At 65.4% G+C, this 26870-nt stretch carries 22 protein-coding genes; 14 read left to right on the plus strand and 8 right to left on the minus strand.

Features of this window, described 5'->3' with window-relative positions; genetic code table 11:
* Positions 1 to 71: 71 nt before the first annotated feature.
* Both ACVZTU_RS17485 and ACVZTU_RS17490 read right to left on the minus strand, forming a co-directional pair.
* Positions 72 to 938 carry an ABC transporter permease gene (locus ACVZTU_RS17485; RefSeq protein ID WP_482400982.1) on the minus strand — a complete coding sequence of 289 codons (867 nt, stop codon included), beginning with the start codon at positions 936 to 938 and terminating at the stop codon, positions 72 to 74.
* Between the two features lies 1 nt (position 939).
* A complete protein-coding gene (locus ACVZTU_RS17490) occupies positions 940 to 1905 on the minus strand; it encodes an ABC transporter ATP-binding protein (protein ID WP_482400983.1) in 966 nt (321 codons plus the stop codon).
* Between the two features lie 294 nt (positions 1906 to 2199).
* On the opposite strand from ACVZTU_RS17490, the gene phoA reads away from it, so the two are divergent.
* From phoA to ACVZTU_RS17505, 3 genes are all read left to right on the plus strand, one after another.
* Positions 2200 to 3993 (plus strand): alkaline phosphatase, encoded by a 1794-nt coding sequence (gene phoA / locus ACVZTU_RS17495; protein ID WP_482400984.1) that lies wholly within the window; start codon positions 2200 to 2202, stop codon positions 3991 to 3993.
* Positions 3994 to 4086: 93 nt separating this feature from the next.
* Positions 4087 to 4662 carry a GNAT family N-acetyltransferase gene (locus tag ACVZTU_RS17500; protein WP_139467512.1) on the plus strand — a complete coding sequence of 192 codons (576 nt, stop codon included), beginning with the start codon at positions 4087 to 4089 and terminating at the stop codon, positions 4660 to 4662.
* A 181-nt stretch (positions 4663 to 4843) separates the two neighbouring features.
* Positions 4844 to 6316 carry an amino acid permease gene (locus tag ACVZTU_RS17505; RefSeq protein WP_139467513.1) on the plus strand — a complete coding sequence of 491 codons (1473 nt, stop codon included), beginning with the start codon at positions 4844 to 4846 and terminating at the stop codon, positions 6314 to 6316.
* Positions 6317 to 6353: 37 nt separating this feature from the next.
* Here ACVZTU_RS17505 and ACVZTU_RS17510 read toward each other — a convergent pair whose 3' ends face one another.
* From ACVZTU_RS17510 to ACVZTU_RS17520, 3 genes are all read right to left on the minus strand, one after another.
* Positions 6354 to 7088, minus strand: coding sequence for an ABC transporter permease (locus ACVZTU_RS17510; RefSeq protein ID WP_139467514.1), 735 nt, complete (start codon positions 7086 to 7088; stop codon positions 6354 to 6356).
* Positions 7085 to 7924, minus strand: a complete 840-nt coding sequence (locus ACVZTU_RS17515) for an ABC transporter ATP-binding protein (RefSeq protein ID WP_139467515.1) — start codon at positions 7922 to 7924, stop codon at positions 7085 to 7087. The genes ACVZTU_RS17510 and ACVZTU_RS17515 overlap by 4 nt, the downstream gene beginning before the upstream one ends.
* A gap of 109 nt (positions 7925 to 8033) precedes the next feature.
* On the minus strand, positions 8034 to 8669 hold the full coding sequence (locus ACVZTU_RS17520) for a TetR/AcrR family transcriptional regulator (protein WP_139467516.1): 636 nt from the start codon (positions 8667 to 8669) through the stop codon (positions 8034 to 8036).
* Positions 8670 to 8830: 161 nt separating this feature from the next.
* Between ACVZTU_RS17520 and ACVZTU_RS17525 the strand changes: the two genes are divergently transcribed.
* The 6 genes from ACVZTU_RS17525 to ACVZTU_RS17550 all read left to right on the plus strand — a co-directional run bounded on the left by ACVZTU_RS17525 (position 8831) and on the right by ACVZTU_RS17550 (position 16298).
* Positions 8831 to 10111: a pyridoxal phosphate-dependent aminotransferase gene (locus ACVZTU_RS17525; RefSeq protein WP_139909395.1), complete on the plus strand. Its 1281-nt coding sequence runs from the start codon at positions 8831 to 8833 to the stop codon at positions 10109 to 10111.
* 78 nt (positions 10112 to 10189) lie between these two features.
* The gene (locus ACVZTU_RS17530) at positions 10190 to 12088 is read left to right on the plus strand and encodes a helix-turn-helix domain-containing protein (RefSeq protein WP_482400985.1); all 1899 of its coding nucleotides are present in this window, start codon (positions 10190 to 10192) and stop codon (positions 12086 to 12088) included.
* Positions 12089 to 12244: 156 nt separating this feature from the next.
* Positions 12245 to 13513 carry a hydroxymethylglutaryl-CoA reductase, degradative gene (locus tag ACVZTU_RS17535; RefSeq protein ID WP_482400986.1) on the plus strand — a complete coding sequence of 423 codons (1269 nt, stop codon included), beginning with the start codon at positions 12245 to 12247 and terminating at the stop codon, positions 13511 to 13513.
* A complete protein-coding gene (locus ACVZTU_RS17540; protein ID WP_172173396.1) occupies positions 13510 to 14445 on the plus strand; it encodes a hydroxymethylglutaryl-CoA lyase in 936 nt (311 codons plus the stop codon). Before ACVZTU_RS17535 ends, ACVZTU_RS17540 begins: the two co-directional genes overlap by 4 nt.
* Positions 14446 to 14493: 48 nt before the next feature.
* Positions 14494 to 14916, plus strand: a complete 423-nt coding sequence (locus ACVZTU_RS17545; protein ID WP_172173393.1) for a hypothetical protein — start codon at positions 14494 to 14496, stop codon at positions 14914 to 14916.
* On the plus strand, positions 14913 to 16298 hold the full coding sequence (locus ACVZTU_RS17550) for a tripartite tricarboxylate transporter permease (protein WP_172173390.1): 1386 nt from the start codon (positions 14913 to 14915) through the stop codon (positions 16296 to 16298). The genes ACVZTU_RS17545 and ACVZTU_RS17550 overlap by 4 nt, the downstream gene beginning before the upstream one ends.
* A 34-nt stretch (positions 16299 to 16332) precedes the next feature.
* Here the strand turns inward: ACVZTU_RS17550 and ACVZTU_RS17555 are convergent, their stop codons facing one another.
* Positions 16333 to 17337, minus strand: a complete 1005-nt coding sequence (locus ACVZTU_RS17555; RefSeq protein ID WP_482400987.1) for a LysR family transcriptional regulator — start codon at positions 17335 to 17337, stop codon at positions 16333 to 16335.
* A 91-nt stretch (positions 17338 to 17428) separates the two neighbouring features.
* Between ACVZTU_RS17555 and ACVZTU_RS17560 the strand changes: the two genes are divergently transcribed.
* Positions 17429 to 18973 carry an aminotransferase class I/II-fold pyridoxal phosphate-dependent enzyme gene (locus ACVZTU_RS17560; RefSeq protein WP_345788934.1) on the plus strand — a complete coding sequence of 515 codons (1545 nt, stop codon included), beginning with the start codon at positions 17429 to 17431 and terminating at the stop codon, positions 18971 to 18973.
* 312 nt (positions 18974 to 19285) lie between these two features.
* A complete protein-coding gene (locus tag ACVZTU_RS17565) occupies positions 19286 to 20824 on the plus strand; it encodes an MFS transporter (RefSeq protein ID WP_139467521.1) in 1539 nt (512 codons plus the stop codon).
* A gap of 204 nt (positions 20825 to 21028) precedes the next feature.
* Here the strand turns inward: ACVZTU_RS17565 and ACVZTU_RS17570 are convergent, their stop codons facing one another.
* Complete coding sequence (locus ACVZTU_RS17570; protein ID WP_139467522.1) at positions 21029 to 21775, minus strand: GntR family transcriptional regulator; 747 nt, start codon at positions 21773 to 21775, stop codon at positions 21029 to 21031.
* 151 nt (positions 21776 to 21926) lie between these two features.
* Between ACVZTU_RS17570 and ACVZTU_RS17575 the strand changes: the two genes are divergently transcribed.
* Positions 21927 to 24095: an oxidoreductase gene (locus ACVZTU_RS17575; protein ID WP_216657156.1), complete on the plus strand. Its 2169-nt coding sequence runs from the start codon at positions 21927 to 21929 to the stop codon at positions 24093 to 24095.
* Positions 24092 to 25153: a proline racemase family protein gene (locus ACVZTU_RS17580; protein ID WP_482400988.1), complete on the plus strand. Its 1062-nt coding sequence runs from the start codon at positions 24092 to 24094 to the stop codon at positions 25151 to 25153. The genes ACVZTU_RS17575 and ACVZTU_RS17580 overlap by 4 nt, the downstream gene beginning before the upstream one ends.
* An 18-nt stretch (positions 25154 to 25171) precedes the next feature.
* On the opposite strand, the gene ACVZTU_RS17585 is transcribed toward ACVZTU_RS17580, so the two are convergent.
* A complete protein-coding gene (locus ACVZTU_RS17585) occupies positions 25172 to 26140 on the minus strand; it encodes a quinone oxidoreductase family protein (protein ID WP_139467523.1) in 969 nt (322 codons plus the stop codon).
* Between the two features lie 45 nt (positions 26141 to 26185).
* On the opposite strand from ACVZTU_RS17585, the gene ACVZTU_RS17590 reads away from it, so the two are divergent.
* Entirely contained in the window at positions 26186 to 26860 is a 675-nt protein-coding gene (locus ACVZTU_RS17590; RefSeq protein WP_139467524.1) for a TetR/AcrR family transcriptional regulator, read from the plus strand.
* Positions 26861 to 26870: the final 10 nt, after the last annotated feature.

Genomic DNA, 26870 nt, shown 5'->3' on the forward strand with positions numbered 1-26870 from the left:
GCCGTCATGCTGGTCGTCGTGTTCGCGTCGTTCACGTATGCGGTGTCGTGGCCCGTTCGCGACCATTGGCCTCACACTCGTGCGGTGTCTCGGCGCAGGGCCCAGGCCGAACCTGCCACGAAGATCCCCAGCCACACGATCACGCTGACGATCGCCCAATGATCGTAACCCCCGCCAAGCGGTGCGCGGGCGATTTCGCCGACTCCGTACGCCGGGGTGAAGCGGGCGATCGTCTGCAGGGTGTCGGGCCAGATCTCGAGTGGAACGAAGAGTCCGCCGATGAGCGAGAGGATGCCGAGGACCATGCTGGCGACCTGGATCGCGTTCTCGGCCGGCAGCAGGTATCCGAGCATGACGCCGAAAGCGGCGAAGACACCGGAGGTGAGGATGACGAGGAGACCGGAGGCGATGAGTGTGCCCAGTGGTGCGTGGACACCGGTGACGGCGGCAAGGACGAAGACGACGATGACGGACACCGCGCCGAGAGCCATGGATACGATCACTTTGATGAGGATGTAGGCCGCCGGGTGCAACGGCGTCAGTGCGAGCTGCCGGCTCCACCCGAGCGCGCGTTCGATGGCGACCTGCGCACCACCCGTGGTCGTAGCGATCATCGCCCCATACGTGGCCAAGGAGACCGAGATGTAGAGTGCTGCGTCTGTGCTTCCGAGCATCTCGCCCTTGTTCGTCAGGCCGAAGATGAGGTAGAAGACCGCGGGCATGATCATCGTGAAGATCAATGTGCGCCGGTTGCGCAGCTTCCGCAGCAGTTCGAGGCGCAGCAGGGTGGCTGAGAATCCGCCGAGGCGGGACACCCGTCGGTTCTCCAGCGAGGTGAGGAACGTCGCCGAGGCGGCGGTGCGGGTTTCGGTGTCAGTGAGCGAGTCAGTGTGGGCTGCGGATTCGGGGTGGGCAGCGGTGTCGGGGCGAACGGACATTTCAGGCTCCTTTCGAGGTAAGGCTGATGAAGGCGTCTTCAAGGGAATGGGAGGTGATCTCGAGGTCGGTGCACGCGTTCTCGAAGAGCATCTTCGCGGCTGCATCCGAGTCTGTGGTGCGCATCTTCAGACGTTTGGCAGCGACATCGATGGATTCGACACCGGCCAGTCCGCCGAGGCGATCGAGCAGGTCATCGACGCCCGATTCGGTGGTGTCGTCGGTCATCGGCAGGGTTGCGCTCACGGTCTTCGCTGCTGTCATGCCGCGGATCTCGTGGGCGGGTCCGTCGGCGACGACCCGGCCGTCTGCGACGAGGACGACGCGGTCGGCGAATTCATCGGCCTCTTCGAGGTAGTGGGTGGCGAAGAGGATTGTCTTGCCGGTCAGTGCGTCGGCGCGCATCTGGTGCCAGAAGTCGCGGCGGCCGGTGACGTCCATTCCGGTGGTCGGTTCGTCGAGGACGATGAGGGCGGGGTCCGGCAGCAGGGCCATGGCGAAGCGCAGGCGCTGCTTCTGCCCGCCGGAGCATTTCTTCACCACCGAATCGGCGATGTCGGTGATCCCGGCGCGTTCGAGGACGAGGTCCGTGTCGAGGGAGGAGGCGAAGATCGCCGAGGTGTAGTCGACGGTTTCGCGGACGGTGAGGTCATCGAGCAGTCCACCGGTCTGCATCACCGAACTGACGAGCCCGAGGGCGACCGCTCGCCGAGGCGGCATCCCGAAGATCTCGACAGAGCCGTCATCTGGTCGGCTGAGTCCGAGGAGCATGTCGATGGTCGTTGTCTTACCAGCCCCGTTGGGTCCGAGGAAGGCGACGACTTCGCCGGGGCGAATGTCGAGGTTGAGGCCGTCGACGGCTGTCAGTTCGCCGAAGCTCTTGGTCAGGCGGTTCAGGCTGACAGCTGCAGGGGTCGCGGCGGATGTCCGGGTCGGAGGGGCTGTGTGAGTCGCTGTCTGTGAAGTCATGTCCACAGACTAGAAATCGGAGCCGGTGTGTACAGATGCCATTTGTCACAGAGGCGGGGGTGCCATTTGTCATCGGTTCGCAGAACTAGTGCGGAGACGCAGAGACCGAACTGCGAGTTAACTCAGGCTTCACGTTCCCTCCACTCGCCTTGTGTGAATGCTGAGTAGGCTGGAGGCCGTCTGCTCGCACACGACGCTCACGCACTCGGCCGAGCCCTGCCTCCGGCACCGCTCGAATCGTAACGACGCCTCCTCTTAGGTGAGCGCCTGTGCACCTCAACGAAAGGACTGCACATGGCCAGGACAACCCTGCGTCTCGCCGCGGCAACCGGCGCTCTCAGCCTCGCACTCTTCGGATACGCGGCCCCCGCCTCGGCGGCAGGAATCGACGAACCCGGCGGCGCCCGCCAACTCGACGGCGACAACACCGACGCCATCCGCGACGCGGTCGAGGACTCCGGCGCGAAGAACGTCATCCTCCTCATCGGCGACGGCATGGGCGATTCGGAGATCACCGCCGCCCGCAACTATGCGAAGGGCGCCCATGGTCGCTTCGACGGTCTCGACGAACTGCCGCTGACCGGGCAGTACACGACCTACGCGGTGGACAGGGACTCCGGCAAGCCGGACTATGTCACTGACTCCGCGGCCAGCGCCACCGGCTGGTCCTCGGGCACAAAGACCTACAACGGTGCGCTCGGCGTCGACCGGACAGGCAAACCGCACAAGACTCTCATCGAGATGGCCCGCGCCAAGGGCATGAAGACCGGCGACGTCTCGACCGCGGAGATCCAGGACGCGACTCCGGCCGCGCAGCTCGCCCACATCAGCCAGCGCGGCTGCTACGGCCCCGAGGAGACGGCCAAGGACTGCGCGGACGAGACCCTGGAGAACGGCGGCCTCGGCTCGATCAGCGAGCAGATCCTCAATGCTCGCGCCGATGTCACCCTCGGCGGCGGTTCGGCATCCTTCGAACAGAAGGCAACCGCCGGCGATTGGAAGGACAAGACGCTGCGTGAGCAGGCGGAGGAACGCGGCTACCAGCTCGTCGACGACTCCGATTCACTCGACTCCATCACCGAGGCGAACCAAGATGCACCGGTGCTCGGTCTCTTCACAGAGGGCAATTTCCCCGTTCGCTGGGAGGGACCGAAGGCCACGCACGGAGGTGGCACCGAACCGGCCGTGAAGTGCAAGAACAACCCGGAGCGCACCTCGGACGTGCCGAAGCTCGACCAGCTGACGAACAAGGCTGTCGATCTGCTCGACAATGACAAGGGCTTCTTCCTCCAGGTCGAGGGGGCGAGCATCGACAAGCAGGATCACGCTGCCAACCCGTGCGGTCAGATCGGTGAGACCGTCGACCTCGACGAGGCGGTCAAGGCCGCCCTCGACTTTGCGAAGGAAGACGGCGAAACTCTCGTCATCACCACCGCCGACCACGCTCACACCAGCCAGATCGTCAGCGCCGGTTCGGACACTCCGGGTCTCACCCGAACCCTGACCACTGCCGACGGCAGTGAGATGACGATGAACTACGCGACCGCTGACGAAGAGGAGTCGCAGGGCCACACCGGAACGCAGCTGCGCATCGCCGCCTACGGTCCGGGCGCCGCCAATGTCGTCGGGCTGACCGACCAGACCGACATGCACTATACGATCGCCGACGGTCTGGGACTCGACCCCGACGCCGAAGTGCCCGGCGGCCCGGGCGACGACGCGAACGGCAATGACGACTCGGCCGGTTCCGACGACTCGGCCGGTTCCGACGATGCCGCGGGATCGTCCGATGCCGGTGGCACTGACGGTGCGGCAGGTACCGAAGACTCGAACGCATCCGAGGACGCCAACGGCTCCTCCGATTCCGCTGGCGGCGGCGCCGGTGCCAATGGCGGCTCCGAAGGCGGCGAAGGCAATGCCTCGACCGGCGGAGGAGACCAAGGTCCCGGTCTGGCCGGCGGTGGAGGCGGAACCCTGCCGCGCACCGGAGTCGAGATCGGTGCCGCGATCTTCTTCGGCGTGGCCGCGATCATCGGCGGATCGGCCCTGATCCGCATGGCCAAGCGCCGCGGAATCCTCCCCGCCTGACACCAGCCCGACCACGAACGGTGCCGGATTCTTCCCAGCGAAGCGTCCGGCATCGTTCGTCGTCTCCACAGGTCGACCTGGCAGAGTAGGCCCATGGAACCCATCGAACTTCCGCTGACCACCGACCGACTGCGGTTGCGCACCTATGTCGAATCCGACGTCGACGAGCAGCTGCGGATATTCTCCCGCGAGGACGTCTCCCGGTTCCTCCTCGAAGATCCCTGGACCGCCGAGGTGGCCCGGACCAAGGTCTCAGAACGCATGCAGCGCACGGGGCTCGAGACCGAATCCCGTGCCCTGGCCCTAGTCATCGAGACGGCCGACGGTCTCGATTCTCTTGACGGTTCGCACGTCATCGGCGACATCGCTATCTGGCTCGACAACGACAGTGAGCAGAAGGCCGAGATCGGCTGGATCCTCGATCCGGCCGCCAGTGGCCACGGGTTCGCCACCGAGGCGGCCATCGCGGTCCTCAACGTCGCCTTCGACCACTACGGCCTCCACCGGGTGTTCGCGCAGATGGATTCCCGGAACACCGCCTCGGCGAATCTGGCTCGCAGGATAGGGATGCGGGAGGAAGCGCACCTGCGCAAGGACTGGTGGTCGAAAGGCGAATGGACCGACACCCTCATCTTCGGGATGCTCTCCAGCGATCGGCAGACAGCCTGACTGCTCCGTTCCAGACGCCGGTCCGGCCCGATTTTCTGAGATCTCGGACTCTTTGTGCCAGCTTCCGTATTCGCCCGCCGCCCCGGTGTGAGAATCTGAGGTGGCTGTGGAGCCGGGTCCGTCGAACGCATCGGGGCCGAGGCGGCCACGGTCAGTCGAGAGAAGAGGACAGCAGACACCGATGGCTCCAGCCGACAAGGACCGCAACGAGGCGCTCCCCAGCGACGCAAACGCTGACGGACATGAAGAGAACGCCGGCCTGAAAAGAGGCCTGACCGCCCGACACATTCGCTTCATGGCCCTCGGTTCCGCCATCGGCACCGGCCTCTTCATGGGATCTTCGGAGTCGATCCAAGCCGCAGGACCGGCAGTGCTGCTCGCTTATATCATCGGCGGTGCCGCCGTCTTCATGGTCATGCGCGCCCTTGGCGAACTCGTCGTCCGCCACCCCGTCTCCGGCTCCTTCGGCCAGTATGCCTCCCGCTACATCCACCCCTTCGCAGGCTTCCTCGTCGGCTGGACCTTCGCCTTCGAGATGGTTCTCGTCGCCGTCTTCGACGCCACCGCAATCGGCGTGTACATGGGCTTCTGGTTCCCGGGCGTCCCCCGCTGGATCTGGGTGCTCGCCGTCGTCTTCTTCATCGCCGCGATCAACATGATCGGCGTCAAGGTCTTCGGTGAACTCGAATTCTGGTTCGCACTCATCAAGATCGTTGCGATCATCGCCCTCATCGCCGCCGGAGTAGCCATCATCATCTTCGGCTTCGGCATCGCCGACCACGACCAGATGGGCCCGCAGGCTCTGTTCGACCACGGCGGCTTCTTCCCCAACGGATTCTGGGGTCTGCTCTCATCGTTCACCATCGTGATGTTCGCCTTCGGCGGCATCGAGATCATCGGCGTCACAGCCGGAGAGGCGCAGAATCCGAAGCAGGTGCTGCCGGCCGCCATCAACTCGGTGCCGGTGCGCATCCTCCTCTTCTACGTCCTCACCCTCGGCGTGATCATGTGCATCCTGCCGTGGAACCAGATCACCTCCGAGATCAGCCCCTTCGTCGCGATCTTCGACTCCGTCGGCTTCAGTGCAGCGGCCGCCATCCTCCAGGTCGTCCTCATCACGGCGGCCCTGTCGGCCATCAACGCCGACATCTTCGGCGCCGGCAGGATGCTCCACGGCCTCGCCGAACAGGGGCAGGCTCCGCGGTCCTTCGCCCGCACCTCACCGGGCGGCGTGCCCGTGATGACCGTGGTCACGATGATCGTCGCGCTACTCGCAGGCGTCGTCCTCAACTACCTCTACCCTGATCAGGCCCTGTTCCTCCTCGGAGCGCTGGCCACCTTCGCCACGGTGCTCGTGTGGCTGATCATCCTCGCTTCCCATATCCGGATGAAGAAGGCGATCGCCGAGGAGGCTCGCCTTCCCAGCGAATTCCCCATGCCGCTGTGGCCGGTGGGATCGTGGATCACCGTCGCGTTCATCGTCTTCGTCGTCGTCATGGTCGGCATAGTCCCCGACTCACGACCGGCTCTGTGGGTCGGTCTGCTGTGGGTCGTCGCGCTGTGGCTGTGCTATTTCGCCTTCGTCCGCGGTCGGGGCCGTCGGCCTTACGCGCTCACCGATCGCACCGAACCCATGAGGTCCGGAAAGAACTGACGACCCTGCTCGCAACTGTCCGCAACGTCGTCACTTCTCACGGCGTCCGGCGGCGCAGGGTGAGCGACCCGACGATGATGGCTCCGACGATCCAACAGGCGATGAAGAACACCCGCTGCCAGATATAGGAGTCATCCTCGTTGCCGGTCGACACGGCAACCAGCGCATCGATCGCGTGCGAGAGCGGCAGCCAGTCGCCGATCACCTCGAGCACATCCGGCAGCTGATCACGCGGGAGGAAGATCCCGCCGAGCAGGATCTGCGGGAACACGAACACCGGCATGAACTGCACGACCTGGAATTCCGTGCGCGCGAAGGCGCTGGCCAAGAGGCCCAACGCCGTGCCGAGCAGGGCGTCGGCAATCGCGACGACGAAGAGCAGTCCGACGGATCCCTCGATCTCCAGACCGCACACCAGAGTCGCATAGCCGACGGCCACAGCCGTCTGAATGACGGCGAGCAGCCCGAATGCCAGGGTGTATCCAAGGATGAAGTCGCCGCGACCCAACGGCATCGACAGCAGCCGCTCGAGCGTTCCGCTGCGGCGTTCGCGCAGGGTCGCGATGCTCGTGACGAGGAACATGACGATGAACGGGAAGAGCGCGAGCATCGCCGGCCCGATGTCGGCGAACACCTCGGTCTCGTCGAAGATCCAGGCGACAAGTCCGATGAGCAGGCTGGGCACGATGAGCAGCAGGGCGATCGTGCGCGGGTCATTGCGGATCTGTGTGAGCACACGCCCCGTCGTGGCCAGGGTGCGCATCGGGTTCATCGCCGGGCCCCCTTCGTCACTGTGCGGCCCCGCCGAGCGTGGCTTGGCCGACCGACGTCGTTCACGTCCCGGGAGAGCAGATGGGTCCCCGACCGGCGTCGGTTCCCGACAGGTCCTTCACCGGCCGTGTCCTTCTCGATGATGTCGAGGAACGCCTCCTCCGCCGAGGCGGCCCCTGTGCCGGCGAGCAGATCGTGCGGTGTCGTGTCCGCGATGATCGCGCCCTCCCGCATGAGCAGCAGCCGGTCACAGCGCGTGGCCTCATCCATGACGTGGCTCGAGACGAGCAGCGTGGTCCCCTCCTCGGCGAGCCCACGGAAGAGATCCCACAGATCATTGCGCAGCACTGGGTCGAGTCCCACCGTCGGCTCATCGAGGACGAGCAGGTCCGGGGAACCGAGCATCGCCGCGGCCAGGGACACCCGATTGGCCTGACCGCCCGAGAGCGTCCGGGCCAGCTGATCGGCCTGCCCGATGAGGTCCGTGCGTTCGAGCACCCGGTCGACATCGGCCTTCGGAGCTCCCTGCACCCGTGCGAAGTAGCGCAGATTCGCCCGTACACTGAGGTCCTCGTAGATGCTCGCCGACTGGGTCATATAGCCGACCCGATGCCGCAGATCCGCCGATCCGGCAGGCCGGCCGAGCACCTGCACACGTCCGCCGGCGACGATCTGCACTCCGACGACGGCCCGCATCAGCGTCGTCTTCCCGCTGCCGCTGGGACCCAGCAGACCGACGATCGCGCCCCTGGGCACATCCAGATCCAGTGAGTCGATGACGGTGGCACGTCCCCGCCGAATTGTCAGCCCTCGTGCTTCCACCGACTTATTCATCATGTGCTGAATATGACATCCGAGAGTGCTCCGGTCAAGGGTTCTCACGGAGAGATTTCATGACCGCCGCCCTGCCGCCGACGAGCGGTACGTGCACGACCGCCATTCGGGCTCACATCGAGTCGCCGACTCCATCGAGATGCCCCTGCACCGCCGGCGCCAGGCGCGCGGTGAGGTCGTCGACCGGCATCGATGCCAGCGGTTCGAGTTCGAGGACATGGCGAAACATGAGCGCACCCGCCATCTGCGTGAGGACGAGCGTGGCCCGCAGATCTGCTTCGGCGCGGTCGACGCCTCCGTCCGCGATCCTTCCCGCCACTGCTCCTTTGAGCTCGCGCAGGAGAAATTGTCTGATCAGTCGGCCGGCTGCCGAATCGCTCACTGCAGAACGCAGAACGGTCACCCCGATCGACTTCACGCTTGTCTGCTCCCAGGCGCTGAGCACCGTGTGCACGAGAGACTCGCCGAGGCAGTCGACCGAGACGTCCAAGGCCGAGCGGATGATGCGGTCCGGCCGCACGGGAAGCTTGACGACTTCCGCGAAAAGGCCGGCCTTGGACTCGAAATAGTGGTGGACGAGTGCGGAGTCGACCTGGGCGCGACGGGCGATTCCACGGATCGACGCCTTGTCGTAGCCCTTCTCGGCGAACTCGGCCGAGGCGGCATCGGTGATCGCTGTCCGCGCCTCACTGCCGTTTTCCTTACGGGGGCGCCCCCTTCGACGAGGCCCCGGCTTCACATCCGCCATACTCCCCAGAGTATCGTGAGGCCCAGTTGCAAAAGGTCTGCACAACGGTCCTCCGAACCGAGCAAAGGTCTGGGAAACGGGCCTCTGTTTGGTCAGAACCACCTCGGCGGGGGTCCTAGCGTGGATGTAGCAGCAGTCGTATGAAAGGTTTTTCGGTTCACATGTTCAGGCAGTCGTCGAAGTTGGCCAATGTCCTCTATGACATTCGGGGACCCGTCCTCGAAGAGGCCCAGGCGATGGAAGCCGCCGGGCACACGATCCTCAAGCTCAACATCGGCAACCCTGCCCCCTTCGGATTCGAAGCCCCCGAGGCGATCGTCCAGGACATCGCCGCGAACCTGCCGGTGACACAGGGCTACTCCGACTCGCGGGGAATCCTCTCCGCCCGCCGTGCCGTCGTCCAGTACTACGAGACCCGCGGCATCCACAATCTCGGCACCGACGAGGTCTTCCTCGGCAACGGAGTCAGCGAACTCATTACGCTCAGTCTGCAGGCCCTGTGCAACCCCGGTGACGAGATCCTCGTGCCTGGGCCCGACTATCCGCTGTGGACCGCCTCGGTGGCGCTGTCCGGCGGCACCCCCGTCCACTACCGCTGCGCGGAAGAGGACGCCTGGCAGCCGGACCTGGACGACCTCGAATCCCGGATCACCGAACGCACCCGCGGAATCGTCGTCATCAACCCGAACAACCCGACGGGCGCGGTGTACTCGAAGGAGACGCTGCAGAAGATCGCCGACATCGCCCGCCGTCACGGCCTCATCGTCTTCTCCGACGAGATCTACGAGAAGATCACCTACAACGGCGTCGAACTCGTCAACATGGCCACTCTCACCGGCGACGACGTTCTGTGCCTGACCTTCTCCGGACTGTCGAAGGCCTACCGGGTCGCCGGCTACCGTTCCGGCTGGCTGGCGATCACCGGACCGCTGGACGAGGCGCACAGCTACCTCGAGGGCATCAAGCTGCTCGCGAATATGCGCATGTGCTCGAACGTTCCGGCCCAGCACGCCATCCAAGCGGCCCTGGGCGGAAAGCAGTCGATCGACGACCTCGTTCTGCCGACCGGCCGCCTCGGCGCGCAGATGCAGGTCGCCTACGAGGGGCTCAACTCGATCGACGGCGTCTCGGCCCACCGGGCCGACGGTGCGCTGTACATGTTCGCAAAGCTCGATGTCGAGAAGTTCGGCATCACCGATGACGAGCAGTTCGCCCTCGACCTGCTGCGCGAACAGAAGATCCTCGTCTCCCACGGCACGGCTTTCAACTGGCCCAAGCCCGACCACTTCCGACTCGTCACCCTGCCGTCCGTCGAGGTGCTCACCGAGGCGATCGAACGCCTCGACACGTTCCTCTCCGGCTACCGGCAGGTCGCTCCGACGACGTGCGAGCTGCCCGTGGTGCGCGAGACCGAGCACGCGGGAGCACCTGCGGCCGGCTGACGGCCACGACCGCTCAGGCGAAGCACCCATCCGATGCCGGGTGCGGCGGAGGCACCGAGCCCCTGCGACACTGGTCTCATGACAGAGATCGATGATGAGTCGGGGACCGTGTCCGCCACCGCCGTGGCCGAGATCGTCAGAGCTCTCTCCCGCGGGATAGATCTCGACCGGGCGGCCCTATCCCGTGGTTTCGGGGACCACCACGACCTCATCGAATCCTTCTCCGATCTGTCGGCGACCATGACCCGGTGGAAGCAGAAAGATCGCGAGCGTTCGGCTCTTTTGGAGAGCGCTTCAGAGCTCATCCGTGTGCGAGACACCGAGAAGCTGCTGCAGAAGCTCGTCGACCGTGCCCGAACACTCATCGGATGCGATATCGCCTACCTCTCCCAGTACTATCCGGAGACCGACGACCTGCGTGTTCAGGCAAGTCGCGGAGCGATCTCGGCGAATCTCAAAGAACTGCGTGTGCCTCCCGGCGTCGGACTGGCAGGACAGGTCGTGCGCGATCGCGCCGCACAGTGGACGTCGAACTACGATCTGACCCGACTGCCGCACGAAAGGCGCGTCGACTCCGCGGTGAAGGCCGAGCGCATGGAATCACTCCTCGGAGTGCCGATGGTCGTCGACGGCGAAGTCCTCGGCGCCCTCTTCGCGGCCAACCGCTACCCACATGACTTCACCACCGACGAGATCACCCTGCTGTCGGCTCTCGCGGACCACGCTTCCGTGGTGCTGAAGACGGCGCAGCTGATGGGAGACCTCGCAGAGGCGGCCCAAGCCTCCGCGGAAGCCGAGGAGACGGCAGCCGCGCAGGCCAGCACCCTCCAACGGCTCGTCGAGGTCGAGGAGCAGCTGACGCAGCTCGTCTTGCAGGGACAAGGAGTCCCCGCAGTTCTCGACGCTATCTCCGAATTACTCGAGGCCGACGTGATCGTCGTCGACAGCGGGCGTCTGGGCTCTCCGAGATTCCCCGCCGATGAGGCGTTCTTCGACGGCATCACGGTGGACGATGCTGACGTCCGAACGGCACTGAGTCACAGCCGGGCGACTGGCCGAAGCGCACAGGTCGCTGGTGCACAGCACATGTACGTCGCCTCGGTGGCGTCTCACCGCCGACAGCACAGCGCACTGTTCGCGCGTTTCAACGACGAACCGGCGGACGGCGACGCGAACATCGTCGCCCAGGCGGCGCAGACGCTAGCGCTCATCCGAATGAACGAACAAGCCCGGGCTGATGCCGAGAACCGAGTCCGTGGAGAACTCGCAGTCGACATCATTGCCGGCACTCGTGATCTCAGTGAGCTCGAGGCCCGTTCCCGAACCGGCAGCTTCAGCCTCTCCGGACCCTGGAGACTCATGACGATTCAGGGCGACATCGAAAACGATGACCGCATCGCCGCTCGCCTGGTCCGCGTCGAGCCGCGCATTCTCATGACGCAGCGATCCCCCGGGATCACGGTGCTCCTCCCCAGTGCCGTGATCCGCGACAGGCCCACCCTGGACACCCTGTTCGAAGAGTCGGGCGCCCTCGACAGTTCGCTGGTGATCATCTCCGACACCGATTACGACAGGAATCAGCTGCGCACTGCCGAGGACGAAATGTGGTCGTGCATCCGCATCCTCAATTCCCTCGGCATCAGCGAAGGAATCTTTCCCACGGAAGATTTCGCGCCTTACACCGCAATGTTCGGCACCGCGCCGGAGCAGACGGAGAGATTCATGCAACGGATGCTCGAGCCGCTGCGCCGATGGGACCGAATCCATTCAGCCGAGCTGATCTCGACGCTGCGGGAATATTTCGAGTCCGGGATGAACATCCGCAGAACCGCGACTCAGATGTCAGTGCATGTCAACACCGTCAAGCAACGGCTTGAGAGAGCCGATCTCGTGCTCGGTCAGGAGTGGAGGTCACCGGAGCGGGCGTTCCGCCTCCAGGTCGCGCTCCGCCTGGACAAGCTGAAGTCATCTTTCTAAGCTTCCATGTCTGGAACAGCCATAGCTGAGCGATATTCACATCCGAAAAAGACATGGCAGATTCCCGCGTGCATTGTTTGACTGATCTCTGCGGAGGAACTCCGACCGACAGGCGATGTCGGCCAATGACGACCTGACTGGAGATACACGATGGCAGTGAACAGCCGAATTGCCGACTTCCGAAATATGTCGGTCGATGATCGCAGGAAGGCCGTCGCAGCCTCGATTGGGCTCGACGCCGAACTGTTCAGCCAGCTCGATGCGGACGCTTTCGGTCCCGAAGACGCCGCCAACCTCAGCGAGAACATCTTCGGCGTGTTCTCGCTTCCGCTCGGCGCAGCCACCAACTTCACGATCAACGGCACCGACGTGCTCGTACCCATGGCAACCGAAGAGGCCTCGGTCATCGCCGCCGCCAGCAACGCGGCTCGAATGGCACGTCCGCACGGCGGTTTCTTCACAAGCTCGACCGAGCCCGTCATGCAGGCACAGATCCAACTCATCAACGTGGCGGACCCGCAGGCCGCGCGCACACGTGTTCTCGAACGCCAAGCAGAGATCATCGACCTGGCCAATGCGCAGGATCCCAAGCTCGTCGAGGTCGGCGGCGGGGTCAAGGGCATCGAGGTCCGCCTCGTCGAGGCACGGACGATGACGTATGTTCTCGTCCACCTCCTCGTCGATGTTCGAGACGCAATGGGGGCGAATGCGGTCAACACGATGGCTGAGGCGGTCTCCGGAACCGTGGCAGCCATCGCCGGAGGTGACGCGCTCCTGCGCATCCTCACCAACAAGGCGGACCGTCGACTGTCTCGGGCACGGGCAGTCTTCGACAGGGGTCTGCTCGGCGGAGACGAGGTCATCGACAACATCCTCCACGCATACGAACTCGCCGCAGCCGATCCCTATCGAGCGGCCACTCACAACAAGGGCATCATGAACGGCATCTCCGCGGTCGTCCTCGCCACCGGGAACGACACCCGCGCGGTCGAGGCCGGAGCGCACTCCCATGCGCTCGTCGACGGCCGCTACTCTTCCCTCTCGACGTTTGAGAGGAATGCCGACGGCGACCTAGTCGGCACCCTCGAGGTGCCCATGCCGGTCGGCCTTGTCGGGGGTGCCACCAAGGTCCATCCCGCCGCGCGCACAGCACTGCAGATCGCCGAAGTGGCGAGCGCACAGGATCTCGCCGAGATGATCGTCGCCGCCGGCTTGGCGCAGAACCTCGCGGCACTGCGAGTTCTCGCCACCGAGGGCGTGCAGCGCGGACACATGTCACTTCATGCGAAGAACCTCGCGGCCTCTGCCGGAGCGAACGCCGAGGAGACAGCGATCATCGTGGACCGCCTGATCAAGGAGAGGGCCTTCCGGTTCGACAGGGTCCAGTCAATCCTCGACGAACTCCGCTCCGGTGTGTCGCGATGACGGCACAGCTTCCACAGCAGTTCGCGTCGTCGAACCTGCCGACCGAAGTCAGTATCTGCGAAGTCAGCGCTCGAGATGGTCTGCAGTCGCAAGCACGTACACTGCCTGTCTCAACACGGCTCGAACTGATTCGGCGGCTCTCCGGAGCCGGCCTGAAGACCATCGAAGCCGGAAGCTTCGTCTCTCCGCGAGCCGTTCCCCAGATGGCCGACACCCGATCGGTGCTCGCCGGGCTCGACCTGGACTCCGAAGTCGCGTTCCCCGTCCTCATCCCAAACCAGCGCGGTCTCGATGATGCCGTTGCGGCGGGAACGAAGGATGCCTCGGTCTTCATCAGCGTCACCGAATCGTTCGCGCAGGCCAACCTCGGCGGTTCCCTTCAGCACACCACCGATCGCAGCCTCGAGGTGGCACGCGCAGCGACTGTGGCGGGCCTGCGAGTGCGCGGCTATCTGTCGATGGTCTTCGGGGACCCCTGGGAAGGCGCGGTCGATCCTGATCGCGTCGCTACGGCTGCGCGTCGCCTCGTCGATGCCGGCTGCCTGACGATCTCGCTCGGCGATACCATCGGCACCGCGACTCCCGGTCATGTGACCGCTGTTCTTGATAGCCTGGTCGGCGCCGGGATTCCGATCGATCGGATCGCCCTGCACACCCACAACACCTATGGCCAGGCGCTTGCGAATGTCTATTCCGCGCTTCAAGCAGGTGTCAGTCAGTTCGACGCATCGGCAGGAGGGATCGGTGGCTGCCCCTTCGCCCGCACAGCTTCCGGAAACCTGGCCACTGAGGATCTTCTCTGGATGCTTCAGGGGCTGGGCATCTCCACCGGCGTCGACAACGAGGCCGTGGCTTCGATCAGCCAGTGGCTGGGCGAGCAGCTCGGCATTCCGCTTCCATCCGCAACATCCTCGGCCATCCTCGGCCGGTAGTTCCATCGTTCACGTTCCCGACAGCCGTCGGCCGACAGAAGGCAGGCAATGATGCCGCAATTGCTCGAGGTGTGGAATGACACCGTCGACCCCAGACATCTCATCGGCGGTATCGCCATAGCCGTCGGGACAGCAGTCCCGGCCTACCTCATCGCCGATCATCTCTTCGCTGCCGGAGACGATGAAGCGCTGGGTCACTCCTATGCGCTCCTCGTCGGCATCGTCGGCTGCATCGTCGGCGCCGTGATCTCCGGATTTCTGTTCAAACCCAAGAGAGTGATCACCACCTCGGCGGCCGACACCCGCAACCGGCAGGAGATCATCGACGAGGTCGTCGAGGAATACGGGGATCTCGGCGACCCCCGCGACCTCGGTCCGGCGGTTCAGGCAGAAGTCCGAGCCCTCGGTCTCTTCGACGCCCTCGTCGACAACCATGAGGCGCGCATCCGCGAGAAGGGTGGGCACCAGTGACCGCGGAACTCATCGAACCAGTACTGTGGGCCGTCGGGATGGCGCTTCTCTCCGGGGTGCTCTTCACCGGAATCGGACTGATCTCGGGCACGGACGAGACGGCGATCGTGGCACCGCTGGCGCTGCTTGTCATCCTCATCGGGGTGCCTCCTGCCGGGGTGCTCGCGTTCTTCCTCGCCGCGATCATTGCCAAACACATCTCCCACGCCGTGCCGACAACTCTCCTCGGAATTCCCGGTGACACCACGGCAGTGCCGATGCTGCGTGAGGCGCAGCTGCTGAGGTCTCTCGGAATCCCGCATATCGCACTTCAGAAGGCGATCTCCGGAGGAGTCGTCTCAGTTGCCATTGCCATTCCGCTGTCGATCGTGTTCGCCCTCGTACTCACCCCTTTCGCCGAGGCGATCGGCGCTGCCGCTCCCTGGATCTTCATCGCCGCGGCCGTCCTCGTCGCCTATACCTCGAAGGGCAAGCTCGCTGCAGTTGCGGGGCTCGTCCCGTTCGTCCTGCTCATCGTCGGCTTGCAGGCCTTCATCATGGAGCAGAAGGAAGCGACCTTCACCACTTCGTTCTTCCTCGGCATCGCCACCGGGCCGCTCATCTTCGACCTGTTCGCTGCGCTCTCCCCCGCCGGACGCCGCTCGATGCAGCAGTCGGGCAAACGGGAATTCAATCTTGCTCCCGACGTCCGGCCCGCAGGGGGATCGAGGATGCCGAACCCCTTCAGGGTGCTGACCGGAAAGCAACTGGCATACACCAGCGGTTCAGCGGCGATCACCAGCGCGACCTTCGTCTTCTCCCCCGTGGCCATGGCTGTGCTCATGGGCGAGATCGTCGGAAGCCGGGTCAAGAACGGGTACGAACGACTCACCACCGTCATCACTGTCCGCAACGGAACCACAGAGTCGACCTATATCGCCGAGACTCTCATCCCGCTCATCGCGATCGGCCTGCCCCTGTCACCGATGGCAGCCGGTCCCGCAGGACCGCTGTTCAACGCTCCTCCTGTTTATACACTCGATACCGAGGCAGGGACGACGAACAACCTCCACGACCTGCTCACGACCGGACAGTTCGCGCTCTTCTCCGTGATCGCGGCGGTCATCGCGGTCGCCATCGCCTACCCATTCGTGATGACGAACGCTCACCGAGCGGCGACCTGGGTGATGCGATCGGTCTCCCACGAGGCAATCATCGCTGGGTTCGCCGCTCTCATCTGCGTCATCTGCCTCTACGAAGGCGGTCTGCTGGCGCTCGGAGTGACGATCACCGTCGGCCTCGTCGGGGGACTCTTCAACCGGTTCATCGGCATGCACGCCGGCGTCCAGTTCATGGGCTACTACGTCGCGGTGCTCACCGTGCCCGCGATCCTCGCGCTGTGAGGCACGTTCTGACCGCCGCTCTGAAACCGCAGCATCACCGCCACTGCCGGGTGACGGTACGGACGTCGGCGACCACCTCGGCGATGGCGGAATTGTGCGCATCGACGATCGGATCGTGACGGGCGCGCCCCTGCGGTCGCGAGGACCGGGAGACGAGCAGAACGTCACGGCGGCAGTCGCTGAGCGGCATCGGGATGACGGTGATGTCCGGGTCGGTCGACAGCGATGATTCGGGGATCATCGCCACCGCCAAACCGGCCGAGATCATCCGGTTGATGGCCGCATAGTCGTCCATCCGCATCCCCACCCGCGGCTCGAAGCCCGCGGACAGACAGAAGGAGCGGACCACCTCGTCGATGGCGTCACCGGGGTCGATGCTGAACGCCCAGGTCTGCGACACGAGCGCGGCGAGGTCGGGCATGCCGTGGGAATCGCGCTCGATCGGCCCGATCGAGCGCGGCACGCACAGGAACAGCCGCTCCGAATACAGGTGGGCGGCAGTCAGCGTCGCCGGGATCCACGTGCGGTCGAGATCGGTCGACACGAGCAGTGCGAGGTCGAGGTCCCCGGACTCGAGCCGGGAGACGAGCTTCGCGTGCTCGTCCATCGTCACGTCCAGGGCCGCGGTGAGTACGTCGGTCCGGTCGCCGGCGACCGCCTCGTCACGGGTCTGCCACCTCGGGCGAGCCTGCAGCTGATCGTGGAGGCGCGGGATGACGCGAGCACCGACGGTGGGCACGGCCCCGATGCGCACCGGCACGGCCTGAGATTCCCGCCAGAGAGCCACCTCGGCGCCGAGGCGCTGGCACAGTCCGAGGATCTCCACGGCTCGGGTCACCACGAGGCTGCCCACGGTCGTCGGCTGTGATCCGCGCGGTGTGCGATCGAGCAGAGTCGCGCCGACGGCACGCTCGAGATTGCGCAGATGATGATTGACCGTCGGCTGGCTCCACTGCAGCGCGGCAGCGGCCGCGGCGACGGATCCGGTGTCGGCCACGGCGCGCAGAGCGGTGAGGCCGCGGGTATCGAGTGGTTCCATTGATCTCCCCCATTGAGTTCAATACTGACTATAGAGCAACAGAGGAAAGTTGCTATTCTCTCGTACCTGCTCGCCTCCTTAATCTGGACGCATGACCGTGCACCAGGACTCCCCCATGCCCCCGGCCCCGCACTCCTCCTCGGGGTCGCCGATGCATCCTGCCCTCACGCAGTCACGCGCGCCCTATGCCGAAGCTCTGGCGCACGCGGCCGACCGCAATTCGCTGTTCCTGTCCACCCCCGGGCACGGAGGCACGACCGAGGGCATCTCTGCAGGTCAAGCCGAATTCTTCGGCGAGCACACCCTCTCCCTGGACATCCCCCCGCTCTTCGACGGAATCGACCTCGGCGTCGACACCCCGAAGGACGAAGCCCTGCAATTGGCCGCCGAGGCCTGGGGCGCCCGCCGCACCTGGTTCCTCACCAACGGCTCCTCGCAGGGCAACCGCATGGCCGCCCTGGCCATCGGCACCCTCGGGTCCGGCGTCGTCGCCCAGCGCAGCGCGCATTCGAGCTTCATCGACGGCATCGTGCTGGCCGGGCTCAACCCCGGCTTCGTCTACCCCAACGTCGACGAAGTCAACGGCATCGCCCACGGCGTCACCCCCGACGCCCTGCGCCTGGCCATCCGCAATCACCCCGAGCCGGTGACCGCCGTCTACCTCGTGACCCCGAGCTACTTCGGCGCTGTGGCCGACGTCGAAGCCCTCGCCGAGGCGGCCCACGAAGCAGGCGCGGCACTGATCGTCGACGCCGCCTGGGGTGCCCACTTCGGCTTCCATCCTGACCTGCCGGCATCCCCCGTTGCCCAGGGTGCCGACATCGTCATCATGAGCACGCACAAACTCGCAGGCTCGCTCACCCAGTCCGCGCTCCTCCACCTCGGCGACACCGAATTCGCCGATCGCCTCGAACCGGCGCTGGCCCGGGCCTTTATGATGACCGCTTCGACGAGCGAGAACGCCCATCTCATGGCTTCGATCGACCTCGCCCGCCGCGCACTCATGACCTCGACCGAGGCGATCACGGATTCGCTGGAGAACATCCGCCACATCCGTGCGCAGATCGAAGCCACCGACCGCTACCACCTGTTGTCCGGCGAGTTCCTCGGTCATGCCGACGTCGTCGACATCGACCCGTTCCGCCTGCCCATCGACATCACCGCGACCGGACTCGACGGTCACACGGTGCGCAAACGCCTGGCCGAGGAATTCGACATCTTCCCCGAGATGTCGACGGCGACCACCCTCGTCGCCCTCATCGGCATCGGCAAGTCCCCGGACATCGGCCGCCTCATCGACGCCCTGGAGATCATGCGACTCGAAACCGCGGACTCCGCCACGGCGACGAGCCCGGCAGCCGCCCTCCCGCCGCTGCCGACGGCCGGCCGGTTGGCGATGACACCGCGTGAGGCGTACTTCGCCGATTCCGAACTCGTCACCGCCGCCGAGGCGGTCGGACGGGTGAGCGTGAGCTCGCTGGCCGCGTACCCGCCCGGGATCCCCAATGTCCTGCCCGGCGAGGAGATCACGGCCGACACCGTCGACTTCCTCCAGGCCGTGGCGGCGAGTCCGTCCGGCCACGTCCGCGGCGCCGTCGATCCCGGCCTCGAGGCCTATCGCGTCGTCAGGAATTGATCTCCGCGCAGTCACCGTCCACCCCGTGTCCGCCGGTCGCTGCCGACAACGCCGCTGGACAAGGAGCACTGCTAATTAGGCAACATCTTTCTTGCGTATTTTCTGGACCACTGGACGAATTTCAACGAAGGTAACTACCCTCGGGCGCATTCGCCGTGACCTGTGTCACAATTTTTATTGACACTCCCTGAGTACCAAGCAAGGATGTTCTGCATTGTCGAAATCCGACAGCAACTGCCGCGCAGAGTTCGCACCATTCCGGCGACTCGGCCCTGCAACTTGCCTAGCAGCAGCTGAAACGAGGAACCACTGATGTCAGAAGGCCACGACAGACCCGCGCAGAAAGACAAGAAGCCGACCCGCAAGGAACGGCGTGCAATAAAGAAACAGAAGCGGTTCGAGGCCGATGACTGCATCGTCGTCGAAACCAAATCGATCCGCACCGCCATCGGCGGCACCACAGTCGGCAACTTCATGGAATGGTTCGACTTCGGCGTCTACGGCTACCTGGCCGTGACGATGACCTCCGTCTTCACCGAAGGCATGGACCGACAGATGGGTCTGCTCGTGACCCTCCTCGGCTTCGCCGTGTCCTTCCTCGTCCGCCCGCTCGGCGGCATGGTGCTCGGACCGCTGGGTGACAAGATCGGCCGCCAGAAGGTCCTGTTCTTCACGATGGCCACGATGGCCACCGCCACCGCCCTCATCGGCGTCCTGCCCACCGCGGCCCAGGTCGGCCTGTGGGTGATCGTCCCCCTCTACCTGCTCAAGATGATCCAGGGCTTCTCCACCGGCGGCGAGTACGCCGGTGCCACCACCTATGTCTCGGAGTTCGCTCCGGACAAGTCCCGCGGCTACTGGGCTTCCTGGCTCGATGTCGGCTCTTACCTGGGCTTCGCCGCCGGTGCCGGAACCGTGGCTCTCACGACCGTGATCACCACGTCCATCAACGGCGAGAACGCCATGCTCGACGGCGGCTGGAGGATCCCGTTCCTCATCGCCATCCCGCTCGGCGCCGTCGCCATCTGGTTCCGTCTGAAGATCCCGGAGACCCCGAGCTTCGAATCGAGCGAGGAAGCCGGCCGCGACGTCAAGGTCAAGGACGACAAGTACGCCCGCCACGGCCTCATCGGCGTCATCCGTCACTTCTGGAAAGAGATCCTCATCGGCATCGCCGTCGTCGCAGGCTCCCAGACGGTCGGCTATGCACTGACGAGCTTCATGCCCACCTACCTGGAGGAGACCGTCAAGGTCTCGAATGTCCAGGCGGCCGTGGCCACGATCCCGGTCCTCGTCGTCATGTCGCTGTGCCTGCCGCTCATCGGCAAACTCTCCGACAAGATGGGCCGCAAGTTCGTCTTCCTGGCAGCAGCCATCATGACGATCGTCCTCATCGTTCCCGCGTTCGCCGTCATGCAGATCGGTGAGATGTGGGCAGTGATGGTGGCTCTGTTCATGGTCGCCCTGCCCGCCGGGTTCTACATCGCCTGCCTGGCCTCGACCCTGCCGGCGCTGTTCCCGACCGCGTCGCGCTACGGTGCGATGGGCCTGACGTTCAACTTCGGCGTCTCTCTGTTCGGCGGCACCACGCCGCTGTTCGCCCAGGCGCTCATCGATGTCACCGGCAACTCGTACATGCCCGCGTTCTACATCATGTTCTTCTCGGTCGTCGCACTCGTCGCCGTGCTGCTCATGAAGGAATCGGCGCACAAGCCGCTGCCGGGCTCATTCCCGACGGTGAACACCCACGAAGAGGCCGAAGAGCTGGCCAGGACCCAGACGAACAACCCGGACCTGGACATCGAGTCGATGCCGATCGTCGACATCGACCCCGACAAGGCACCCGCCTGATCGAGGTGAGAACCTGATCGGCTGCAATGCCTGATCGAGTGCAGAAGACGCTGGGCCGTCCCGATTCGGGGCGGCCCAGCGCCGTTTCGTCGTTTCGCGGCTCGCACTACAGCCGATTGAGACAACCAGCCCACTCTGAGCTGAGCAGCCCATGTTCGAAACTGGGCTACTCAGCCGAAACTGGGCCGTTCTGACAGTGACGAATCAGCCTTCGCCGTCGGCTGTGGCCGGGACGCGTTTGAAGAAGTAGAGGTTCGACGTGACGAGGTCGGCCGCCTCGGCGGCGTCCCCGGACTCGATGAGGTCGACGATCCTCGGCAGCTCGCGAGCGGAATCGACCGCGATGGCCCCGATCTGATCCTGGTGCCGGTAGAGGCGTGACTGATCGCGCAGGCGCAGACTGATCGCGGCGGCACGCCCGCCGAGGCCGTGCTCGAGCAGAGCCTCATGGAACCTGCGGTCCTGCGTATAGAACTCGGCGAATTCGCCGGCCTCGGCCGCGTCCACGGTCGCCTCGGCGAATTCGCGCAGTCGGACGATCGCCTCGCATTTGGTCGCTGCCTCGCCGGTCTCGGTCACAGACCCGTCAGTCACCGCCTGCACGCCGTCAGCTCTCAGGCCGCGACCGACGATGTCATCGCTGCCGGCCTCTGCCAGACTGCGGGCGGCGGGGACAGCGAGAAGAACGCGGATGGCGATGATCTCCTCGAGGTCCGCCTCGGTGATGGTGACCAGACGGAAGCCGCGATTGGGCACGGCCTCGACGGTCCCTTCGGTGACGAGCGCCATCATCGCCTCGCGCACCGGGCTGAGTGAGATGCCGAGCTGCTTGGCCAGGCCCGCTGCCGAATAGATGCGATCCTCGGCGAGCTCACCTGAGGTGATGGCATCGCGGATGATGCCCAGTGCCTGCTCGCGCAGCGATTCGGCCTGCGGTCCCACTCGCTCCATCGCACACTCCCCTTCGAATCGTGGTCGGCGACTATTGACAGCATAACCGCGAGATCGCACCATTGAACTAAGTAGTCGGTAACCGATTACCCACCCGGACTCCCCACGGAGTCGAACCCACAGTGACGTTCCTGCAATGAAGGAGGAACCCATGACCGCCGACCCCGCAACCGGCACACCCGCACCGACCACGTCTGCGACCGACGTGTCCGCCGATCCGCTGCTCCAGCCCTTCGAACTCGGCAGACTCACGCTGCGCAACCGCATCGTCTCGACCTCGCACGAGCCCGCGTACACCGAACTCGGCATGCCGAAGGACCGCTACCGCCTCTATCACCGGGAGAAGGCCCGCGGCGGTGTCGGCCTGACGATGATCGGCGGTTCGGCCATCGTGTCGAAGGACTCCCCTGCCGCGTTCGGCAATATCGACCTGTCCACCGACGAGGTGGTTCCGTGGCTGTCCGCGATCGCTGACGACTGCCACGACGAGGGCGCGGCGATCATGATCCAGGCGACCCATCTGGGCCACCGATCCTCGAACTTCGCCGGCGACTGGCTGCCGCTGGTCTCGGCCTCTCGGACCCGGGAGGCTGCGCACCGGTCGTTTACCAAGGCGCTCGAGGACTTCGATATGGATCGCATCGTCGCGGACTTCGCGTCCGCCGCCGAACGCGTCGCCGCCGCCGGATTCGACGGACTCGAGGTCATGCACGCCGGTCACCTGCTCGATTCCTTCCTCGCCCCGTGGCTCAACGACCGCGACGACGAGTACTCCGGCGAACTGGAGAATCTCATCAAGTTCCCGATGCGCATCATCGACGCCGTGCGTGCATCAGTTCCCAACGACTTCGTCCTCGGCATCCGCATGGCCGTCGACGAGCGCCGCGAAGACGGCATGGACGAAGCGAGGGCCACCGAGATCCTCCGGACCTACACCGATCACGGCATCGATTTCCTCAACCTCAACGTCGGGATGATCAACTCGGACCGTCAGCTCGCCGAGGCGATCCCCGGCATGGGCACCCCCTCGGCCCCCTGGCTCGAGACCTGCCGTCGCATCCGCGAGGCCATCGACATCCCCGTCCTCCACGCCGCACGCATCTCCGACGCCGCGACCGCCCGGTTCGCGATCGCCGATGGCTGCCTCGACCTCGTCGGGATGACCCGGGCGCAGCTGGCCGACCCTCACCTGGCGCGCAAGGTGGCCGAAGGACGTGAGGACGATATCCGTCCCTGCGTCGGCGCCAACATGTGCCTCGACTCCATCTACACCTCCGGTTCGGCCACCTGCATCCACAATCCCGCTACCGGCCGGGAGGCCGATCTGCCGCAGGAGGTTCCCCACGACGTCACGACCGGACCCAAGCATGTCGTCATCATCGGCGCCGGTCCGGCCGGGCTCGAAGCCGCCCGTGTCGCGGCCGTGCGCGGTCACCGGGTGACCCTGCTCGAGGCCGAGGACGCCCCCGGCGGGCAGGTCCGCATCGCCGCTCGCTCGCAGCGCCGCCGCGATCTCATCGGCATCATCGACTGGCGTGTCCAGCAATGCCGGAAGCACGGTGTCGACCTGCGACTGAACACCTTCGCCGAGGCGGACGACATCCTCGCACTCGACCCCGACGTCGTCATCGTCGCCACCGGAGGGGTTCCCGATGCCGGGTATCCCTTCCGTGAGCAGGGCCCGAGCTTCGACGTCTGGGACGTCATGGACGACCGGCTCAGGTCGAAGCAGCGGGTGCTCGTCTTCGACGACCACGGGTTCTACCCGGCGCTCGACGCCGTCGAACGCTTGGCCCGAGCCGGCCAGCAGGTCACCTATGTCAGCCCCGAACGCACCATCGGCATCGACGTGGGGTCGATGAACTCTCCCGCCTACCTTCAGGTGTTCTCCGAATTCGGAGTCGAGGTCCGCCTCGGCGAGCGCCTGAGCCGGAAGCCGCGGATCGAGGGGAAGGAGATCGTGGCGGTGCTGCGCAACGACTATTCGGATCGGGAGGCAGAGGTCGTCACCGATGCCGTGGTCGTCGATTTCGGGACGACGCCCAATGATGAGGTCTATTTCGAGCTCAAGTCGCGATCGACGAACCACGGGGCGACGGACCTCGAGGCGTGGGTCCACGGACGTCCGCAGCCGGGATACGTCGGTGCGACGGGCACTCACCCAGGTGCGACGGCAGTCGCGGAACCGACGACCACCTCCGCCACCACCTCCGCTGAGGCGGGGCACCCATTCACGCTGTACCGTATCGGTGATGCCGTCGCCTCCCGCAATGTGCATGCGGCGGTGTTGGAAGGGCTGAGAGTGGGAATGGGGCTGTGAGCACGATCTGCACGAGTGTGGACTTCCATACTGCCGGCGAACCGTTCCGAATCGTCGCCGAACCCCCGGTCGAGATCCCCGGCGCGAGCGTGGCAGAACGGCGGGAACTGGCCGTGCCGGGCTCGGAAGTCGATGATCTGCGCAGGCTGCTGTGCTTCGAGCCGCGCGGTCATGCGGACATGTACGGCGGATTCATCACCGAACCCGATGACGACGGGGCTGACTTCGGGGTCCTGTTCTGGCACAAGGACGGCTTCTCCACGGCCTGCGGCCACGGGACGATGGCGCTCGGCGCATGGGCGGTGTCCTCCGGGATCGTCGCCGTCGATCCGTCCGGGACCACGGAGGTCACGATCGACGTGCCCTCGGGTCGAGTGCGCGCGCAGGTGCACACGGACGCCGAGGGGCGGGCCACCTCGGTGGACTTCGTCAACGTGCCCAGCCGACTCATCGCCTCTGGCATCACGGTGGACACGAGCCTGGGCCAGGTGACGGTCGACCTCGCGTGGGGCGGGGCGATCTATGCGCTCGTCGACGTCGCTCAGTTGGGTGCTGCCGCCGGTTCCTCTCAGGCCGACGAGGTGGGCCGCCTCGGTGAGGTGAGTTGCGAAGTCGTGCCCGAGAACCTCACCGCGCTCATCGCCGTGGGCCGGGAGATAAAGGCGGGTCTCGCCGATCATCCGGACACCGTCCACCCCGAGGATGACCGGCTCTCCGGGGTGTACGGCACGATCTTCGTCGACCGGTTCGGCACTCTGCCCGGCGGCGAACTGCATCAGCGCAATGTCACGGTCTTCGCCGACGGTCAGGTCGACCGCTCGCCGTGCGGATCGGGAACGGCAGCTCGAGTCGCCGCTCTCCACGCCGCCGGTGAGCTTCGCCCGGGGCAGACGCTCGTCCATGAGTCGATCGTCGGCACGACGTTCCGGGCGCGAGTGCTCGAAGAGACCGATGACAGCGTCGTCCCGGTCGTCACCGGCAGCGCCTACCGGGTGGCCACCTCGACGTTCGAGGTCGACCCGCTCGATGATCTCGTGCCCGGGTTCGTGCTGCGCTGAGTCTCTGCTCCTCCTCGATCAGTGTTCGAGGATGATCTTTCCGGTCGTCGCCCGGGATTCGAGTGCTGTGAAGGCGGCGGCCACCTCGGTGAGGGGAAACCGGTCGCCGATGTGAACGGTGAGGTCTCCGCTGCGGATCCATTCGAAGATCTCGTCGGTGCGCGAGCGCAGCTCCTCGGGCGTCCTGGCGTGGTCAACGACGGTCGGTCGGGTGAGGAAGAGGGAGCCTGAGGCGCTGAGGGTGTTGACGTCGACGGCGGGAACGGGGCCGCTGGCATTGCCGACGACAACGAGGGTCCCGCGCGTGCGCAGGGCCTTGAGGTCGCCTTCGAAGGTCGTCGCGCCGACGCCGTCGAAGATCACCGAGGCTCCTTCTCCATCTGAGACCTCCCGGACCTTCTCAGCGAAGTCGTCGTAGCCGAAGACGTGGGCGGCGCCATTGGCTCGGGCGATCTCGGCCTTCTCTTCGGTCGAGGTCGTGCCGATCACCGTGGCACCTTTGAGCACCGCAATCTGGGTGAGCAGCTGACCGAGTCCGCCAGCGGCCGCGTGGATGAGGACGACTTCGCCGGATGCGACCGGGTAGGTGTCAGTGATCAGGTAGTGGGCGGTGATGCCCTGCATGAGTGCCGCAACAGCGGTCTCATCATCGATGTCATCCGGCAGCGGCACGGCCTTGTCCGACCTGACGAGAGCTGTGGATGAGAAGCTGCCCTGTCCGCCGGTCATCCAGCCGACGCGGTCGCCGACGGAGAAGCCGTCGACTCCGGCACCCACGGCGGTGACCGTGCCGACACCTTCGACTCCGGGGCGGAAGGGAGTGGGCAGGGCGGCGCGGCGCTGGACGACGTCGAGGAAGTTCACCCCGGCCAGACTCAGGCTGACCTGCAGCTGTCCGTCGGCCGGCGCAGCGGCACCCTCTGGTGAGTCGTCGGTGACCTCGTACTTCTCAGGTCCCCCGTGTTCATTGACGATGATCGATGTCATTGCTGCCTCCTCGAAGTCGAATCCGATCCGGACTATAGTCCGTATATGAACGACATTAACGGACTGCAGTCCGCTTATGGAAGAGGAAACGAGAAATTCCTCCCTTTGGTCCCCTCGCAGGCTCCGCTGCGCGCCGATGCGCAGCGCAATCGGCGCAAAATCCTCGATGCCGCGACCGACCTCGTGGCCGACAAGGGAGTGGACGGGCTGACGATGGATGAGCTGGCCCGGCGGGCGGGGGTCGGCAAAGGCACTCTCTACCGCAACTTCACCGACAAGCCTGGGATTGCCTCGGCTCTGCTCGACGACCGGGTCCGGGACATGCACGCTCGCATGCTCCAGGGCCCTCCGCCCCTGGGCCCGGGTGCTCCAGGGGGCGAGCGCCTCACCGCTTTCGTCGATGCGTACCTGCGCCACATCGCCGGCAACCTCGACCTCGTCCTGCTCACCGAGAGCAGCTCGCCGAAAGGCCGGTTCGACCGGCAGAGCTACCCCTTCTGGCGTCGCCACGTGGAGATCCTCATCGCCGAGATGTGGACGCCCACGGCCCCCGAGCCGACAGATGCGAACCCGTCCGATCCGGTTCGGACCCGCGCCGAGGCGGTCATGGCAGTTCTGTCCGCCGCGCAGCTCGATCAGTGGCTGAACAGGCAGGGCCGCACCCTCGAGGAACTCATTCCGCAGATCCAGGCGATCGTCTCCGCCATCGCCGCTGCGTAGAAGTCGACAC

It is taken from the genome of Brevibacterium sp. OS20, from assembly GCF_056837565.1.

What these genes read in the sequence shown, in the direction of transcription:
- ACVZTU_RS17500 (WP_139467512.1), top strand. Translation starts at nt 4,087, where the DNA reads ATGGAACCCATCGAACTTCCGCTGACCACCGACCGACTGCGGTTGCGC.
- ACVZTU_RS17520 (WP_139467516.1), bottom strand. Translation starts at nt 8,669, where the DNA reads ATGGCGGATGTGAAGCCGGGGCCTCGTCGAAGGGGGCGCCCCCGTAAG.
- ACVZTU_RS17590 (WP_139467524.1), top strand. Translation starts at nt 26,186, where the DNA reads ATGAACGACATTAACGGACTGCAGTCCGCTTATGGAAGAGGAAACGAG.
- ACVZTU_RS17490 (WP_482400983.1), bottom strand. Translation starts at nt 1,905, where the DNA reads ATGACTTCACAGACAGCGACTCACACAGCCCCTCCGACCCGGACATCC.
- ACVZTU_RS17510 (WP_139467514.1), bottom strand. Translation starts at nt 7,088, where the DNA reads ATGAACCCGATGCGCACCCTGGCCACGACGGGGCGTGTGCTCACACAG.
- ACVZTU_RS17585 (WP_139467523.1), bottom strand. Translation starts at nt 26,140, where the DNA reads ATGACATCGATCATCGTCAATGAACACGGGGGACCTGAGAAGTACGAG.
- ACVZTU_RS17570 (WP_139467522.1), bottom strand. Translation starts at nt 21,775, where the DNA reads ATGGAGCGAGTGGGACCGCAGGCCGAATCGCTGCGCGAGCAGGCACTG.
- phoA (WP_482400984.1), top strand. Translation starts at nt 2,200, where the DNA reads ATGGCCAGGACAACCCTGCGTCTCGCCGCGGCAACCGGCGCTCTCAGC.
- ACVZTU_RS17575 (WP_216657156.1), top strand. Translation starts at nt 21,927, where the DNA reads ATGACCGCCGACCCCGCAACCGGCACACCCGCACCGACCACGTCTGCG.
- ACVZTU_RS17540 (WP_172173396.1), top strand. Translation starts at nt 13,510, where the DNA reads ATGACGGCACAGCTTCCACAGCAGTTCGCGTCGTCGAACCTGCCGACC.
- ACVZTU_RS17555 (WP_482400987.1), bottom strand. Translation starts at nt 17,337, where the DNA reads ATGGAACCACTCGATACCCGCGGCCTCACCGCTCTGCGCGCCGTGGCC.
- ACVZTU_RS17505 (WP_139467513.1), top strand. Translation starts at nt 4,844, where the DNA reads ATGGCTCCAGCCGACAAGGACCGCAACGAGGCGCTCCCCAGCGACGCA.
- ACVZTU_RS17485 (WP_482400982.1), bottom strand. Translation starts at nt 938, where the DNA reads ATGTCCGTTCGCCCCGACACCGCTGCCCACCCCGAATCCGCAGCCCAC.
- ACVZTU_RS17565 (WP_139467521.1), top strand. Translation starts at nt 19,286, where the DNA reads ATGTCAGAAGGCCACGACAGACCCGCGCAGAAAGACAAGAAGCCGACC.
- ACVZTU_RS17525 (WP_139909395.1), top strand. Translation starts at nt 8,831, where the DNA reads ATGTTCAGGCAGTCGTCGAAGTTGGCCAATGTCCTCTATGACATTCGG.
- ACVZTU_RS17560 (WP_345788934.1), top strand. Translation starts at nt 17,429, where the DNA reads ATGACCGTGCACCAGGACTCCCCCATGCCCCCGGCCCCGCACTCCTCC.
- ACVZTU_RS17515 (WP_139467515.1), bottom strand. Translation starts at nt 7,924, where the DNA reads ATGATGAATAAGTCGGTGGAAGCACGAGGGCTGACAATTCGGCGGGGA.
- ACVZTU_RS17545 (WP_172173393.1), top strand. Translation starts at nt 14,494, where the DNA reads ATGATGCCGCAATTGCTCGAGGTGTGGAATGACACCGTCGACCCCAGA.
- ACVZTU_RS17530 (WP_482400985.1), top strand. Translation starts at nt 10,190, where the DNA reads ATGACAGAGATCGATGATGAGTCGGGGACCGTGTCCGCCACCGCCGTG.